At 45.5% G+C, this 15,656-nt stretch carries 12 protein-coding genes, 1 rRNA gene and 1 pseudogene; 13 read left to right on the plus strand and 1 reads right to left on the minus strand.

Annotated elements, in window-relative coordinates:
• Positions 1 to 93 precede the first annotated feature (93 nt).
• From AC58PQ_RS16360 to AC58PQ_RS16415, 12 genes and pseudogenes are all read left to right on the plus strand, one after another.
• Positions 94 to 1,710 (plus strand): response regulator, encoded by a 1,617-nt coding sequence (locus tag AC58PQ_RS16360; RefSeq protein ID WP_497243248.1) that lies wholly within the window; start codon positions 94 to 96, stop codon positions 1,708 to 1,710.
• A gap of 17 nt (positions 1,711 to 1,727) precedes the next feature.
• The gene (locus AC58PQ_RS16365; protein WP_497243250.1) at positions 1,728 to 3,599 is read left to right on the plus strand and encodes a cache domain-containing sensor histidine kinase; all 1,872 of its coding nucleotides are present in this window, start codon (positions 1,728 to 1,730) and stop codon (positions 3,597 to 3,599) included.
• Between the two features lie 64 nt (positions 3,600 to 3,663).
• Positions 3,664 to 4,938, plus strand: coding sequence for an FAD-dependent oxidoreductase (locus AC58PQ_RS16370; RefSeq protein ID WP_497243252.1), 1,275 nt, complete (start codon positions 3,664 to 3,666; stop codon positions 4,936 to 4,938).
• 155 nt (positions 4,939 to 5,093) lie between these two features.
• Positions 5,094 to 6,059, plus strand: coding sequence for an ABC transporter permease (locus tag AC58PQ_RS16375; protein WP_497243254.1), 966 nt, complete (start codon positions 5,094 to 5,096; stop codon positions 6,057 to 6,059).
• A gap of 12 nt (positions 6,060 to 6,071) precedes the next feature.
• A complete protein-coding gene (locus AC58PQ_RS16380) occupies positions 6,072 to 6,947 on the plus strand; it encodes a carbohydrate ABC transporter permease (RefSeq protein WP_497243256.1) in 876 nt (291 codons plus the stop codon).
• 75 nt (positions 6,948 to 7,022) lie between these two features.
• Positions 7,023 to 8,579 (plus strand): extracellular solute-binding protein, encoded by a 1,557-nt coding sequence (locus AC58PQ_RS16385; protein WP_497243258.1) that lies wholly within the window; start codon positions 7,023 to 7,025, stop codon positions 8,577 to 8,579.
• Positions 8,580 to 8,724: 145 nt separating this feature from the next.
• Positions 8,725 to 10,143, plus strand: coding sequence for a sensor histidine kinase (locus tag AC58PQ_RS16390; protein WP_497243260.1), 1,419 nt, complete (start codon positions 8,725 to 8,727; stop codon positions 10,141 to 10,143).
• Positions 10,113 to 10,508 (plus strand): sensor histidine kinase, encoded by a 396-nt coding sequence (locus AC58PQ_RS16395; protein ID WP_497243262.1) that lies wholly within the window; start codon positions 10,113 to 10,115, stop codon positions 10,506 to 10,508. Before AC58PQ_RS16390 ends, AC58PQ_RS16395 begins: the two co-directional genes overlap by 31 nt.
• A complete protein-coding gene (locus AC58PQ_RS16400; RefSeq protein WP_497243264.1) occupies positions 10,505 to 12,007 on the plus strand; it encodes a response regulator transcription factor in 1,503 nt (500 codons plus the stop codon). Before AC58PQ_RS16395 ends, AC58PQ_RS16400 begins: the two co-directional genes overlap by 4 nt.
• Before the next feature lie 178 nt (positions 12,008 to 12,185).
• Positions 12,186 to 13,112 (plus strand): ABC transporter permease, encoded by a 927-nt coding sequence (locus tag AC58PQ_RS16405; RefSeq protein WP_497243288.1) that lies wholly within the window; start codon positions 12,186 to 12,188, stop codon positions 13,110 to 13,112.
• Positions 13,113 to 13,152: 40 nt separating this feature from the next.
• The gene (locus AC58PQ_RS16410; protein WP_497243266.1) at positions 13,153 to 13,695 is read left to right on the plus strand and encodes a carbohydrate ABC transporter permease; all 543 of its coding nucleotides are present in this window, start codon (positions 13,153 to 13,155) and stop codon (positions 13,693 to 13,695) included.
• Positions 13,696 to 13,706: 11 nt separating this feature from the next.
• Positions 13,707 to 14,489: pseudogene (locus tag AC58PQ_RS16415) on the plus strand (hypothetical protein); the annotation flags it as partial.
• A gap of 108 nt (positions 14,490 to 14,597) precedes the next feature.
• Here the strand turns inward: AC58PQ_RS16415 and AC58PQ_RS16420 are convergent.
• A complete protein-coding gene (locus tag AC58PQ_RS16420) occupies positions 14,598 to 14,843 on the minus strand; it encodes a hypothetical protein (RefSeq protein ID WP_497243268.1) in 246 nt (81 codons plus the stop codon).
• 616 nt (positions 14,844 to 15,459) lie between these two features.
• Here AC58PQ_RS16420 and AC58PQ_RS16425 point away from each other — a divergent pair.
• A 16S ribosomal RNA gene (locus AC58PQ_RS16425) occupies positions 15,460 to 15,656 on the plus strand; the annotation flags it as partial.

The raw sequence follows: 15,656 nt of genomic DNA on the forward strand, positions 1-15,656 counted from the left end.
AAGATCGCACCAGAAATCATAAGATCCTCCTATGTCCCAAGGCATTGTCCAAGTTATAATGTAGAGAACTGCTACGAGGGAGGCCGACATCCGATGTATAAACTTGTCATTGTAGATGATGAACCGACAGTGCGTTATGGGTTGAGCAATTATTTTGACTGGAAGGCTTATGGGATCGAGGTTGTTGGTGAGGCGGATGATGGTGACGTCGCGCTAGAGGTGATTGAGCGTGAGAAGCCGGATATCGTGCTAACGGACGTACGTATGCCCAATATGGATGGGATTCAAATGTCCAACCAATTAAGTGAACAGTTTCCTCATATCAAAATTGTGTTCGTCAGCGGTCACGATGATGCTGAATATTTGAAATCTGCGCTGAAAGTTAAAGCGGTTGATTATATGTTTAAGCCCGTCAATTTAGGTGAGCTAGAGATCGTTATCGAACGGTTAGTAAGCTCTCTAAATGCGGAGCAGCAAGAGCGCAAACTCATTGAAGACATGCAGGTAAAACTCATTCAAAGTATGCCCCTGCTGCGAGAGAAATTCCTCATGTCGTTGATCCGGGAAGGCGTTGTTTACCCATCGCGTGTGCAGGATCGGATTGAGTTCCTTGGTTTGAATTTGCCGATGGAGGGTGCCTACTGGGTCATTGCTATTCGAATCGATGATGCAACCGAGGTAGCGCAAACCCGTTCCGAGAGAGATCAACAGCTGCTTTCCTATTCGGTTCTAAATATTGTGCAGGAGCTGATTGAACGAGATATTGGCGGTTATGTGTTTGAGAATCAGATCGGCGAATTCGTCGGCATACTTCGTATGGCCCAAGATGATGATCAGGAGAGCCTACTGTTCACCTTAGCGGAGGAAGTACGCGGAAGCCTTCATAACTATTTGAAAATCAGCGTGACGATCGGTGTAGGTGAACGGATTTCCAGACTTGCAAGCCTGCCGCAATCGTATTCACAAGCGAAGGAAGCGGCCGACCAACGATGGTTTCTTGGGAAAAATCAGATCATTTCCATGGACAATTTGGAACAAGATGAGGAAAGCGTGTATCGCTTTGATGCCTCGCAGCAAGAGCGGATGGTCTCGTCATTGAAGTCTGCAGATATTTTGAAAGTGCAGGAGGAGCTGAACGAGCTGTACAATGCGCTAGCACATAACCGGTCAGAAGGTATGGCCTATGCGCGTAACATCAGTCTACAACTGCTGCTTCTAGCCAGCCGTATTCTACTAGAACTGCACGTTCAGAAGCAAGAATTCGAAAGTAAAGAAAACGAGCTTATGGCCAAAGTGTTTCAGCAAGAAACTTTAGGGGCTTTGCGCCACCTTGTTGAGGCTCATTTGCTTGAGGTATGTGGACGCATTGGGGAGAAGCGTAACGGCAAGTCCAAGAATGTGATCGAACGTACACGAGCCATTATTGAGAAACGGTATGCAGAGAACCTGCAGGTGGGGGATATTGCAACGGAAGTGTTCCTGTCTACGACGTATTTATGTTTGCTTTTCAAACAGGAGACTGGCGAAACCATTAACGAATATATGACCAAGGTACGCGTGGATCATGCCAAAACACTTCTGAAGGATCCCGCTAATAAGTTTTATGATGTGTGCTATGCGGTGGGGTATTCGGATCCTAGTTATTTTAGCAAAATATTCAAGAAATACACGGGATACACACCGAGCTCCTTCCGAGAGCAAGTCATGTAAAGAGAGTAGGGCCCATCATGCATGTCAAGAACAGAGGCTGGCTATTTATTACGATGATTTTCAAAAGCCTTCTTGCAGCAAGGCTTTGGTTGATCGCCTATGTCGTGTTGATTATAATTCCAGCTTCCATTTTTCTATATGTCTATTCCCAGCGATACTCGCACATTCTGGAAGAAGAAGTGACGCGTTCGATGCTTCAAACGCTGAAGCAGGCTGAAATTAACTTGGATCATCAGTTCAATTCTCTACGGGATACGTCTAATTCTCTTTTTTTGAATCCAAAACTGATCCAGTATTTAAGCAATTCGACATCCTTGAATGAACAAATTGATGCTTTAAAGGAACTGCGTTATTTAATTGATAATGGCCAAACGAATACGAATGTGTTCCGAGTTCGGTTATATGTGGATGAGAAAAAGCTATTTTCTCATGAGAAAATCAATTTTTTTCCCATCGAAACGCTCAAGACACGTCCTTGGTATACGGAAGTTCAGAATGCTGGTGGTCGTCTTGTTTGGACAGGTGTTTACGAGGAAAGCTATATCGAGACGGAGGATAAAAGGTTGATTTTCTCCGGTATTCGTCTCCTAAGGGACCCGGATCATTATGATAACGTATCAGGCTTCTTATCCGTAGACGTAGATGCGAAGACACTTGATAATATCGTCGCAAGTATCTCACTGAATAAAGACCAGCGTGTCTTTATCGTTGCTCCGGATGGCTCCATTGTGTTTCACAGCGATAAGTCCTTACTAGGGAAAGGGCTAGAATCGAAGGAGATTCTAGAGGCTATTACAGTAAAAAAGGAAGGCGTTTCGCAGATTGTCGAGGATGAAAATCAACAATATGTTGTTTACACAACAGTGGATGCCACAGGGTGGAAGCTAGTAGCAGAAGTACCTAAGAAGGGGATCAATTCACGGGCCGCCTCGTTGAATCAATTTTCGAGTGTTGCCACTTTAACAGGGGTGACGATATTATTCCTTATCCTCGTGTTCATTCTATTAGCCTTTATCGTTCGAGGGATGAATCGCCGCGTCCAGACGGTTATTAAAGTCATTAAACGCGAGGGTGTGGCCGGTCTTGAAGAACGGTCTTTCACATCGGATGGCGATTTTAATCTGCTAGAAAAAAGTGTTGATCATCTCATCCATCGCGTGAAGGATTTAATGGAGGAGACGTATAAATCGAAGGTGCAGGAACGCGAGGCGCAGCTTCGTGCCCTGCAGGCGCAGATTAATCCGCATTTCCTTTACAATACCTTAGATACGATTAATTGGATTGCGATTGGACATAAGGCCCACGATATTAGCCAAATGATTGATGGTCTAGCTAAGTATTTCCGACTGAGCTTGAATAAGGGGAAAGATGTCGTAACCGTTACGGATGAATTGGAGCTTGCTAAGGTGTACTTGGAGATACAGCAGTCGCGCTTTCCCAAGAGCTTTGAATTCGTGTTTGAGTTAAATGGTGGGGCTGAAGCAGAGCATGTTGAAGAAGCTAGAACTTCGCTAGAGTCCTATGTGATTCCGAAACTCACCCTGCAGCCCATTGTAGAAAATGCCCTTCTTCACGGTATTAGGAAATCCAAAGGAAAGACAGGTAAAATTACCATTAGCGCATCTATAGAAGCGGATGAACTCATCTTATCCGTGACTGATGATGGCATTGGTATGGACCCCGAATTTGCTAGGAATCTGTTGACTGAGCCACGACCAACTATGCGAACAGATGGCTCCGGAAGCTCCTATGGATTGTACAATGTGAATGAACGAATTCGTTTGTTCTCGGGTGAGGCTTACGGGCTAAGCATACATTCACAGCTTGGTGAGGGAACTACGATTACGGCAAGATTTCAATGCCAACGCATACACACGCGAGAATTATAACCGTTTATTTGTTGCTTACGTGCAAGAGGCTGGCAATCAATAACTTAATGAAAGAAGGATGACAATGACCGACCAACAAACCCAAACATATGATTTTCAAAGACGGATCGAAACGTACGATTCAGCGGATGTCGTTGTCATTGGCGGAGGTCCAGCTGGAACGGCAGCTGCCATAAGCGCTGCGAGACTAGGGAGAAAAGTTGTTTTGTTGGAAAAATCGGGCCAATTGGGTGGCATGGGGACGCTCGGAAATGTGAGTATTTTTATGCCGATTGGTAACGTAACCGGCATTTACCGAGAGATGATCGCGGAAGCTCTGGCCGACCACTTGCCTAAGAATCACGACGTGTCGATCGCCCCGCAATATTCGCCTTTCGTATTGAGACAGTATTTAAATGAGAAAATGAAGAAGGAAGGGGTACAGGTCATCTATCATGCGGAGTTTATCGGTACGGTGAAGGAACACAGAAGCGTGAAGGCCGTCATCGTATCGACGCGTGAAGGATTGAAAGCTTTCGAAGGCAAGCAGTTCATCGACTGTACGGGAGACGCGAGAGCCGCACTAGATGCAGGAGTACCCTATACGTCGGGAAGAGATGAAGACGGCATGACCCAGCCAATGACATTAATGTTTATGATGCAAAATACAGGCAAGCCAGTAGCACAAATTTTGCCTGAAGGTTGCTACCGATACGAAGAAATATCCGATTTACCCCAAGGGCGCCGGTTATTCTGGGAACAGAACAATGACGGCACACTGCTTGTGAATATGACGCGTGTCAAAGGTAACGGGGCCAAAATCGAAGACGTCAACTATGCGGAGACGGAGGCGTTGAGACAAGTGTTTTCCGTTGTTAATTACTTACAGCGAAATGGATTTGAAACCTACGCGCTCTCGCATGTTGCGAATCAGGTCGGCGTCCGTGAAACCAACCAGATTCATGGTCTTTACACGCTAACAGAGCAGGACGTTGTAAGCGGAACACGCTTTGCGGATGTGGTTGCTCAAACAAACTACGAAATTGACATCCATAGTCCCGATGGCCAAAAAACGACGGATGAGCGCAAGGTCGATGGATATGACATTCCTTACCGTTGCATGGTGACAGAACAGCTGGATAATCTGTTGGTAGCGGGACGATCGATATCAGCCACGCATGTGGCGATGTCCTCGATGCGGGTGCAGGCGACTTGTTACGCGCTAGGCCAAGCGGCCGGAATCGCAGCATCCATCGCCACGGACGACGACTGCCCAGTCCGGGAGATTTCCATCGAAGCGCTTCATAGTGCGCTGAACAATCAGAATGTTGTCTTGTATAAGCAAGCATCCTATCAATAAATAGCCATGAGTCAAGCCACCTCTTCCATGAAAGAGGTCGGCTTTTTTTGTGCCAAAGACCATAAGATAACACCAGAAACAGAAATATTACCATCTACAAGTGGGCCAAGGTCACCTATATAATTATCCTATAAGAACACGGAGGTGAGCCATTCATGAGTGTAACACTAACAGAGCTTGAAGAAAAAACAGCTCACGCCAAACCTAAAGCAAAAGGTAGTGGCCGTTGGAAGCTAATTGTAACCAATTATGATTTATACCTATTATTAGCGCCGGGGATCCTTTTCCTACTTATATTCAAATATGCACCTATGTATGGGATTGTCATCGCTTTTCAAGACTTCAATATTTTTGATGGGTTTACAGGAAGTAAATTTGTAGGTCTAGATCAATTCGAGAAGCTGATTCACTCCGAAGAGTTCTTTCAGGTTTTCATCAATACCTTGTTAATCAGTCTTTACAAAATTATACTTCTCTTTCCAATCCCGATTATCGTTGCACTTTTCCTGAATGAGGTTCGAAAGGCATTTTTCAAGAAAACGATTCAAACGATTATCTTTCTCCCGCATTTCTTATCTTGGGTCATTATTTCCGGATTGTTCATTAATATCCTTTCTCCTTCAGGCGGGCTAGTGAACAATGTGATTACGTGGTTCGGAGGGACGCCAATTTCCTTCTTCCTAGATAACCATTTCTTCCGAAGTGTAGTCGTATTTACAGCAGGTTGGAAGGAATCGGGTTGGAACGCCATTATTTTCATCGCAGCCATTGCAGGTATCGAGCAGGAACAGTATGAAGCTGCTTCGATTGATGGTGCAGGCCGCATCAGACAGATGCTCCACATTACGTTTCCAGGTATTATGCCAACGATCGTTCTGATCTTAATTTTACGCATGGGGTACTTGCTTGAAGCCGGTACAGAGCAGATTTTGACGATGTACAATTCAGTTGTTTATCAATCGGGCGATGTCATCGGTACGTTCGTTTATCGTCAGGGACTTGGGCAACAAGATTATAGCTTTAGTACAGCGGTAGGGTTGTTCAACTCTCTCGTTGGGTTCATCCTGATCATAGGTGGGAATGAACTCAGCAAAAAGCTGATCAAACGAAGCATATGGTAGGAGTGGAAGAGCATGCATAAGAAAACACTTAGTGATTGGACTTTTGACATCTGTATTTATCTTGTTCTACTGCTCTGCGGCTTAGCGACATTGCTGCCACTAGCGAATATTTTGTCCAAAGCGATTAGTGATGAATCAGCTGTCGTATCCGGTAAAGTAGGGATTTTTCCAGTCGGCTTCCAGTTGGATACGATGAAATATGTGGTGTCCTCCAGCCAGTTCCTCCACTCGATTGGGATATCGCTCCTCATTACGGTTGTTGGTACGGTGATCGCGATTTTGGTGACAGCCTTAACAGCTTATCCATTGTCGAAAAGGCATCTTCCCGGTATTTCAATTATCATGGTTATGTTTATCTTCACGATGATGTTTAATGGTGGTATTATTCCAAATTATTTATTGATGAAGAAACTCCATCTAATCAATAGCTTATGGTCGCTGATGCTGCCAGCACTGATTAGTGTGTTCAATATGCTAGTGATCAAAAGTTATTATGAATCATTGCCAGAGGCGCTTGAAGAATCCGCCAAAATGGATGGTGCTCGAAACATTACGATCCTTTGGAAAATTATTCTTCCGTTAAGTGTGCCAGTCATTGCAACGATTGCTCTTTTCTATGCTGTTTATTTTTGGAATGACTATTTTAACCCGATGCTTTACATCAATGACGCAGGCCTTAAACCATTGCAGCTATACTTGCGTGATATCGTCATGGATGCAGATAGCTCAACTGCTGTTGCTAAAAACGCGGACGATATGATGAACGTATCAGCGGAAGGCATTCGAGCCGCAACCGTCATTGCTTCGATCATCCCGATGTTGCTTGTATATCCGTATTTGCAAAAGCATTTTGTCAAAGGTGTCCTTATTGGATCCGTAAAAGGGTGAATTTGCATTAACGCCTATGATGCGAGCATCAGTGGTTTAATGATATATTAAACAGAAGACTAGGGAGGCTTACACATGTTAAAAACAAACAGAAAAATGATGGTAGTAGCCGTTGCAGCAAGCTTATCCGTAACATCTCTTGTCGGTTGCGCTTCCAAAAGTGCAGATACAGGAAGTACAGCAGCCCCAGCAAGTACAACAGCAGCCGTAGCTACAGCTTCAGCTGGACCAAAGCCGGAATTGAAATCGCTTCAAGTATGGCAAAAGGATGACTATAACACTTATCCAGTTGCTAAGTACTTGGAACAAGCAACAGGTTATAAAGTGCAATACGATATGTTGCCACAGGACAAACCGCAAGACAAGTTGAACATCTTGATTGCTTCTGGAGAACCCTATGACGCCATTACGACAGTTGGAACAACAGACTTCAAAGCGTTATATGCGGATTATGCCAAAAAGGGCGCTCTGACAGACTTAGGCCCGCTAATTGACAAATTTGGTCCGAACATTAAAGCAGCGATTGACCCTACTGCCTTAGAAGCTGCCAAAATAGATGGGAAATTATATGCGATCCCAACAAAAACGACGCCATTTGCAGGTGAAAGCTTGTATATTCGTCAAGACTGGCTTGACAAAGTCGGAATGAAAGCGCCTACAACAATAGACGAGCTTACTGCTGTTCTTAAAGCTTTCAAAGAGAAAGATCCTGGCGGAAACGGGGATAAAAATATTCCTTTAACCGTAAAAGGAGAATTTCCGCTTATTCCTAACATTGTCGGTGCTTTTGGTCTAGCGAACTTTTGGAATGATGTGAATGGTAAGCTAACACCACGAGTGTTGGACCCTGCTTATAAAGACTATGTGACCTATGTTGGTGATTTATTTAAACAAGGCTTGCTCGACAAAGAGTTCGCCGCCAATAAAGATGCTACCGCCAAAGAGAAATTCTCAAGCGGTAAAGCAGGTATGATTATGCTTCACTGGGCTGATGTCCCTGTCGTTACAGATGCTTTAGTCAAAAATATTCCTACGGCAAAAGCTACCTTTATTCCAACATTAAAAGGGAAAGATGGAAAAACAGGTTTAAGTGCTTCAGCAGGCTTCGATCGCATTACATATATTCCTAAAGCTTCCAAGCATGCAGAAGATGCGATCAAGTGGATGAACGCTAAGCTTGAAAAGGATACGTTCAGAACGATGGCCATTGGCGAAGAAAATAAGCACTACACGTTAAAAGATGGCTCTTATACGCCGATTCTACCGATTTTTACGGATGAGCGTAATGCAGCTAATAACTTCTTAACAGGTACAGATGATAGAATCTATCCGACGTATTGGCAGGCACGTGTTCGTAAAGATATGCGTTTGTTTGATGCTTGGAATTTCATGAACACACTTCAACCAGGAAGTTCGAGAGTCATAGATCCATTAGGCTTTGCTCCTTACTTGCCAGAGTTTTCGAAGAACTTCGGCCAGCTCAACGTTATGGTTAACGACTACACGACGAAGCTAATCTTTGGTGCTGAAGCGATTACGGGGCTTGAAGCATTCCAAGCTAAATTCAAATCCTCAGGTGGAGACACAAGCTTCAAAGAAGTCAACGACTGGTACGCAACTGCGAAGAAATAAATTGAAGTAGGCGTAACGAATACGAATAGCTAACCGCTGGGGACATATACCAGCGGTTTTTTTACGTAATTTTCGAGAGAAATCATATGATTTTCAAGGCATCTGACCCTCTTGTAGGCTATAATACGTGTACGGGGGTGTGGAAATGTTTAAGAAGAAGCTGTCGTATAAACTCATCGCCTCGTTATCCGTTTTGATCATGCTCATTTTCCTCATATCCGGCTATGCCACTTATACCGTCTATCTCAAGTTGTTTACGACGGAAGTCAGCAAGCAATTTGCCAAGGCCAATGAACAAGCAACTGCACGCGTTGAAACGCAAATTCAAAATTTATATAAAGCGACCAACTATATCGTGTTTCATCCCTATATCGAGGACATTCTCCGGCGCTCAGCTGAGCGGGCAGATGACACCTTTTACAACCGCTTGCTGGATCAGGACGAGCTAACGAAGCTGCTGAACCAAATCTCGATTGACGAACCTAAGCTTTCCAGCATGTATGTGTACAACACGAAGGGCTCAGGCTACTTTTTCGAAAATAATGCAGGCACCGTCATCCCGCTTAGTGATGCCAACTATTCGGCAGTTCTACACTCCCTGGAGGGTTCCAACGGTGAACTGGTTTGGCAGCCTTTGAAAATATCGAGCATCGAAAGTTCCGGTTATCGTAATGTAATCTCAGCGGCACGCTATATGAAGAACAAGAAGCAGGAACTCTATGGGAACTTGATTTTATTTTACGATCAATCTATCTTTGGCTCGATCTTGGATGAATTAGCGAAGGGTGAGAAAGCGCAAGTCATCCTGCTCGATAGTAACGATAGGGTCGTCTACACGAATGCTAAGAAAGACAGCGGATTTAAACTTGAAGAACTGCTCCGTGTACCAAATTCACAAATTGTGAAGGCAGGTGGCGAGTCGATTCTCGTCAGTCGTAACCGAACAGCCGATTCCGGTATGACGCTGATCAGTACCTTATCTCTGAAATCAATTAATGAGAAGAGCCAGATTATTTTCCAAATCGCCCTCTACTCGGGTCTTGTCAGTATTTTCTTAGCCTCGTTGCTTATTTTCTTCACGGGAAAAAGATTGCTCAAACCCCTGCAGACACTAGTTACGGGGATGAAAAAGCTCCGTGGCGGCCGCTTCGATACGCGGATTCGCATCTCTACGCAGGATGAGCTGGCATTTCTGGGCCATAGCTTCAACGAAATGGCAGCGAATATTGAGTCGCTCGTTCAAGAAGTGTATGAACGTAAACTGAATGAACGGGAAGCGGAGCTTACCGCGCTGCAAGCGCAATTGAATCCGCATTTTCTCTATAACACACTGGATACGATTCATATGAAGCTTTATCTCGGTGAGAATGATGAAGAGGCGGCTCAATTGGTGCTTTCCCTATCGGGTCTCCTGCGCTATGCGCTGCAAAGTCCGAGTGCACATACAACCGTGAAGGACGAAATCGAGCATATTACGAAGTATATCAATATCCAAGGCGTGCGAATCGGAGGTGGCTGGAGACGTTCATCCAAGTGGATGAAGACGCTGAGCAACTCCCTGTGATTAGGCTCATTTTGCAGCCGCTGGTCGAGAACGCTTTCGTGCACGCTTTTGCCCAAATGTCCAAGATTTGCATTCTGCGCATCAAGGTTTCCATGGATCAGTCCCTCTTATGTATTGAGATTAGTGATAATGGCAAAGGCATGACGCAGGAGCAGATTGATACAATTATGCAATTGCAGCATCGCAGCCTTGAGGAGCCTACCAGTGCCACTGGCGGAATTGGTTTAAAAACCGTCATAAGGCGTGTCAGTCTTATGTACGGCCCACCCTATGGCTTAGTCATTACTAGCGAGCCAAATTTTGGGACAACGATGAAATTAATTTTACCGGTTCAATCCCAGATGGAAGGAAGTCAGCAGCTATGAAAGGGAAACTATTAATTGTTGACGATGAGCATCTGATTCGCAGGGGCTTGTCCAAAATGATCGAAGCAAGCCATGCCGGATGGACGGTCATTGGGGAAGCAGAGAATGGTCTACAGGCATTATCCCTCATAGAAGAGCTTGAGCCGGATCTCGTCATTACCGATATTCGCATGCCGGAGATGGACGGGGTTGAGCTCTGTCAGCGCATCTCCGAGCTAGGCCGCTCGATCGACGTGATGGTATTGACGGCGCATAAAGATTTCGAATTTGCGCAAGCGGCGCTGCGCTACGGGGCCATTGACTTCTTGCTGAAGCCGATCTCAGCACAAGAATTGACGCCTCCGCTGGAGAATGCCTATCGCTTATATGCGGAGCGACAGGATCAGGCTGAACGCAGTCTGATGGAACAGAATCGCCTGCTGGAGCATCATATCCAGTCGTGGCTGCTCGGTCTTCCGATGGATGAAGCGGCAACCGCACGTTTGCAGAGGACCTGCGAGGACAAGAGACTTCTGGTGCTCACGGTCGACACCTACACACCACCAACCAAGAGCTACCGACGAGAGGATGCCAGACTCCTGCAATTTGCCTTACTGAATATGATGAAGGAATGGCTTGGCATCTCACATTTACAAGGCAGCATTGCGAACGTGAAACATGATGTGTTCGGGGTTCTAACCGATCAATCATCCTCTCTGGCATCCTTTGAGAGAGGGGTAGTGGATTCCACGCAAGAACTGCTTGGTTTGACACTTCGGGCAGAGGTATTTGAGAGCATGCAGCCGCTATATGGTCAATTCGCATCTTTTGGTCAAGAGTCAAGCAGCAAGGGCGAGCTCAGCCTCCCGGATCATGCCGCTCGAAGTAAAAGTATTCAAACGGAAGTGATGTCATTCATTGTCCAAGGGAAGACTGAAAATCTGCGCGAATATTTGGAGGTTCTGCTTAGACAGGTGAAGGAAATGAATGCGAATGAGGCCAAAATCGAAGGACTGAGCACAGCCTTAGCACTGGCATCGGCAAGTAAGCGGGCGTTCAATGGCGAAGAAAGCGAAGAGAAAAAGCTTGGCGAGTGGATTGAGACACTGCAGCCGATTCGTTTAGCCGCCGAAGTAGCGGAGTGGCTGTCCAAGCAGATACAAGCCTTTATGTGGCAGTTGAATTCGTGGCTAGCTGGAAAAAATGTCAATTTACTGGATAAAGCAATCGCCTACATGGAGCGAAATTACGAGGGAGCCTGCTCCATTCATGATGTCGCTCAGCATGTGCATCTCAGTGTGAGTTACTTCAGCAACCTTTTCAAGAAAGAAACAGGCGAAAGCTACACGAATTATTTAACGAAGTTCCGGTTGGAGAAGGCGAAAATCTTACTGAGTAATACGAATATGAAAATATCCGAAATCGCCGAATCGGTCGGTTACGAGGATCCGAACTATTTCACCACGGTATTCCGCACTTGGGTCCATTGTTCGCCGAGTGAATTTCGGAAGATGGGATAGCCCAGCAGCAAGTCATAGGCATGTAGCGTAATACGCTGCGTGCCTTCTTTTTTAATCCGTATAATTTTCGAGGTATTGCTTATCAGATTCAAGGTAGGTTTGACATTTTCCTTCTATAATAAGAAGTAGAAAGGAGAGAGATACGATGAACCCAAATTCGGAGGTGCATACGACGGTGATGCCGAATCAACTGCGTAAAGTAAAAGCCAAATCGAAGCTGCGACTGAAGGAAAGTCTACCGCTTATTCTCATGTTGATTCCCGGCATATTGTTCTATGTGCTGTTTAAATATTTGCCGATGGGAGGGCTTGTCATTGCCTTCAAGGATTACAATTTCACAGATGGAATTCTTCACAGCCCATGGGTAGGGATGAACAACTTCGAGACATTGTTTAAGCAAGACCAGACGGTGGACATTATCCGTAATACACTCGTTCTGAGCGGTTTAACGATTATTTGCGGGTTTCCCGTTCCGATTGCACTTGCGATTATGCTGAATGAAGCTCGCCGAATGTGGTTCAAACGGATCGTCCAGACGATTCTCTACATGCCGCACTTTTTCTCATGGGTCATTGTAGGTGGATTGATCATCTCGATTCTTTCGATAGAATCAGGCACGGTGAACAACTGGATCAAGCTTTCCGGTGGGGAACCTTTCGCTTTCTTGTACAACGCGAAGAGTTGGATGGCGGTTTTTATCACCTCAGGTGTGTGGAAGGAAATGGGCTTTAATGCCATCATCTACTTGGCTGCCCTAACGGCCATCGATCCGTCACTGTACGAATCAGCGAATATCGATGGGGCGAACAAATGGCAGCAGATACGCCATGTCACGATTCCAGGCATTAGCACAACGATCGTCCTTCTGCTCATTTTACAATTAGGTAAGGTGATGGAGATTGGCTTTGATCATGTGTATGTGTTGCAAAATTCATTAAACGCCAGTGTCTCCGAAGTCATCTCGACCTATATGTATCGCGTGGGCCTTCAAGGCGGGCAATTCAGCCTGACGGCAGCAATGGGCTTTTTCGAATCTGTTGTAGGATTTGTGCTAGTGTTCTCGGCCAATGCGCTAGCGCGCCGTTTTGGACACGGATTATTTTAACTACGCCCCACCAAGTGAAGAAACTAGAAAGGAGAGCAACATGAGAACTTCCTTTGGAGACCGCCTCTTTTTCGGACTCAATTATGGTTTGCTGGCACTCATTGCTTTAACGTGCTTGCTGCCCTTACTGCATATAGCTTCTCTATCACTCAGCCATACGCAGGATATTCTTTCAGGCAGGGTAACTCTGTGGCCGGTTGGCTGGAATACGGATGCTTTTACATCGATGATTGAAGGTACACGGATGATGTCCGCTTTTCGAAATAGTGTCGTAATCACCGTTGTTGGTGTGGGGCTTAGTATGTTGGTTACGATCCTGATCACTTACCCATTATCGCGTAAATTATTTCCTGTCAGACGCTATGTGATCTTAGCTCTCATTTTTACCATGATGTTTACCGGGGGAATGATTCCGACTTATCTCATCGTGAAAATATTCGGCCTCGTGAATAGTTACTGGGCGCCCTGGATTCCTGCTCTAGTAAATACCTACAATATGCTGGTCATGAAGACGTATTTCGAGAACATCTCAGATGAACTAGAGGAAGCGGGTAAAATGCTTATACACTCTTCGGCAGTCTAGAGTGGACCAACTACCGTGTGTCCGTGGAGGTACAACTGGACCAGTCAGCAGGCTACATTGGCCTAGCCGGTCGCGTCAACTATACCGCCAAGAGCAATGAGCCGCCGGAAGGCTACTGGCTGCGCATGCGTTATACGGGGCGCTATGAGCTGATGAAAGGGAAATACCCCCTATTGCAGGGGGATACGAAGGCTTTAGAACCTCACGTCTGGAACGCCTTGGCGCTTTCCTTTGAAGGCAAGACCATCACAGCACATTGGAATGGTGAGCGGTTACTTGAATGGACAGATAGCGAGATTCCAAGCGGGCACGCTGCGTTATTAAGCAGTTACCATCGCCATGCGTTCCGCAATCTACGGATCGAGCCTATTCGTGAATCCGCTCCTGTGAACTGTATTCGCTATCTCGATACCAACGCAGCGCTTCACTATGCAGGTGATTGGGGCAGAGCCGATGGTGATTGGAACGTATATGCACGCATACTGGCTAAATCAGGCACAGCTGGAGCGGAATTGACATTCCGATTCAAGGGTGAAGCCGCAAGTATTGTTGGGAAGAAATGTGCCGATGGTGGATTCTTTGATGTATTCCTAAATGGAGACTACCAAGGAACAGTTGATACGTATCGGCCGCAAACCGGCTTCCGTAGATCCCTATTCAGCGTGAATGGTTTAAATCCCGACATAGAGACGGAGATCAAGCTAGTTGTCAAAGGCATGAAGCAACCGGAATCATTAGATGCGCAAGTATACATTAATGCCGTGGAGATTGTTGAAGGACAATTGCTTTCATAAAGGAGTAAGCAGCTAAACCAGCGCTAGCGCGAATGTGCGGCTCGACATTGTGAAAGTTACCGTGCAATAAGGAATAAGGGTCAAGTTAATTCTTGGCTCTTTTTTCCATTATCCCCGTCTTCCCTGTTTCACCATATGCTTGATCTCATCCGCAATAATCTGTACCCCCGCATCGATTCGCTCCTCTGTTACCCTAGTAATGCTCAGAGACAGACATGACTTGGGATCGAAGCCAGGTAAATAATAAGGCGCTAGGTTCTGAATCACCACCTGTTTCTTACGTAATCTTTCGAGTAAAAGAGGGATCGGCACCTGAACCGGCATTTCAATATGCGTATGTACACCCGATTGCATCGGAGGCCCTACCAGATAACTGCCATCACAGTGCACGACAAGGGATTCATGCAATTGCAGCAATCTTAGGTTTGGTGTCTTCCTTGTTTGCTGCTTTATCGTCCTCCTATGTTCTGTCCAAAATAGAAGCATCCCAGATGAGTGTTGTCACGAATCTATCCACCATTGTTACGGTTGCTGCAGGCGTGCTAGGTACCCAATATTAAGGGGGCCATGCCAGATCAGTATCCAAGTTAAGTAGGTCAGCTTGATTTAAAATATTCGGAGTTTTCACTGGTGGCGGTGGATGCGTATAATTTATTTTGCAGTTGGGAAAATTAAACATTGCTATGTATCTGCCGTCCATGCTATATTATCAATCCGGCCGCAAGACAGAGAGGCTGGTAACGAAAAAAAGAATTTAAAAAAAGCTTGCAATTGAAATGTCAGCATGGTATATTACTCCTCGCTGCTTCGGTAACACGGTAGCGAACGAAAGAAATTGATCTTTGAAAACTGAACAACGAGTGAGTAAGCATGAACGAGAAATCGTTCAAAAAAGAGATTGCAAAATCTCGCTAGCAACGCAAATGAGCAATTAAGCTTTCAGATATACGGACAAGCAATTGTCCAAACTATTATGGAGAGTTTGATCCTGGCTCAGGACGAACGCTGGCGGCGTGCCTAATACATGCAAGTCGAGCGGGTTTATCCTTCGGGATGAGCTAGCGGCGGACGGGTGAGTAACACGTAGGTAACCTGCCTTTAAGACTGGGATAACTATCGGAAACGATAGCTAAGACCGGATAACTGGTTTTCTCGCATGAGAGAATC

It is taken from the genome of Paenibacillus sp. J22P143 (assembly GCF_059692035.1).

Coding starts and splice junctions, on each gene's coding strand:
- AC58PQ_RS16360 (WP_497243248.1), top strand. CDS start 94: ATGTATAAACTTGTCATTGTAGATGATGAACCGACAGTGCGTTATGGG.
- AC58PQ_RS16365 (WP_497243250.1), top strand. CDS start 1,728: ATGCATGTCAAGAACAGAGGCTGGCTATTTATTACGATGATTTTCAAA.
- AC58PQ_RS16370 (WP_497243252.1), top strand. CDS start 3,664: ATGACCGACCAACAAACCCAAACATATGATTTTCAAAGACGGATCGAA.
- AC58PQ_RS16375 (WP_497243254.1), top strand. CDS start 5,094: ATGAGTGTAACACTAACAGAGCTTGAAGAAAAAACAGCTCACGCCAAA.
- AC58PQ_RS16380 (WP_497243256.1), top strand. CDS start 6,072: ATGCATAAGAAAACACTTAGTGATTGGACTTTTGACATCTGTATTTAT.
- AC58PQ_RS16385 (WP_497243258.1), top strand. CDS start 7,023: ATGTTAAAAACAAACAGAAAAATGATGGTAGTAGCCGTTGCAGCAAGC.
- AC58PQ_RS16390 (WP_497243260.1), top strand. CDS start 8,725: ATGTTTAAGAAGAAGCTGTCGTATAAACTCATCGCCTCGTTATCCGTT.
- AC58PQ_RS16400 (WP_497243264.1), top strand. CDS start 10,505: ATGAAAGGGAAACTATTAATTGTTGACGATGAGCATCTGATTCGCAGG.
- AC58PQ_RS16405 (WP_497243288.1), top strand. CDS start 12,186: ATGCCGAATCAACTGCGTAAAGTAAAAGCCAAATCGAAGCTGCGACTG.
- AC58PQ_RS16410 (WP_497243266.1), top strand. CDS start 13,153: ATGAGAACTTCCTTTGGAGACCGCCTCTTTTTCGGACTCAATTATGGT.
- AC58PQ_RS16420 (WP_497243268.1), bottom strand. CDS start 14,843: ATGCAATCGGGTGTACATACGCATATTGAAATGCCGGTTCAGGTGCCG.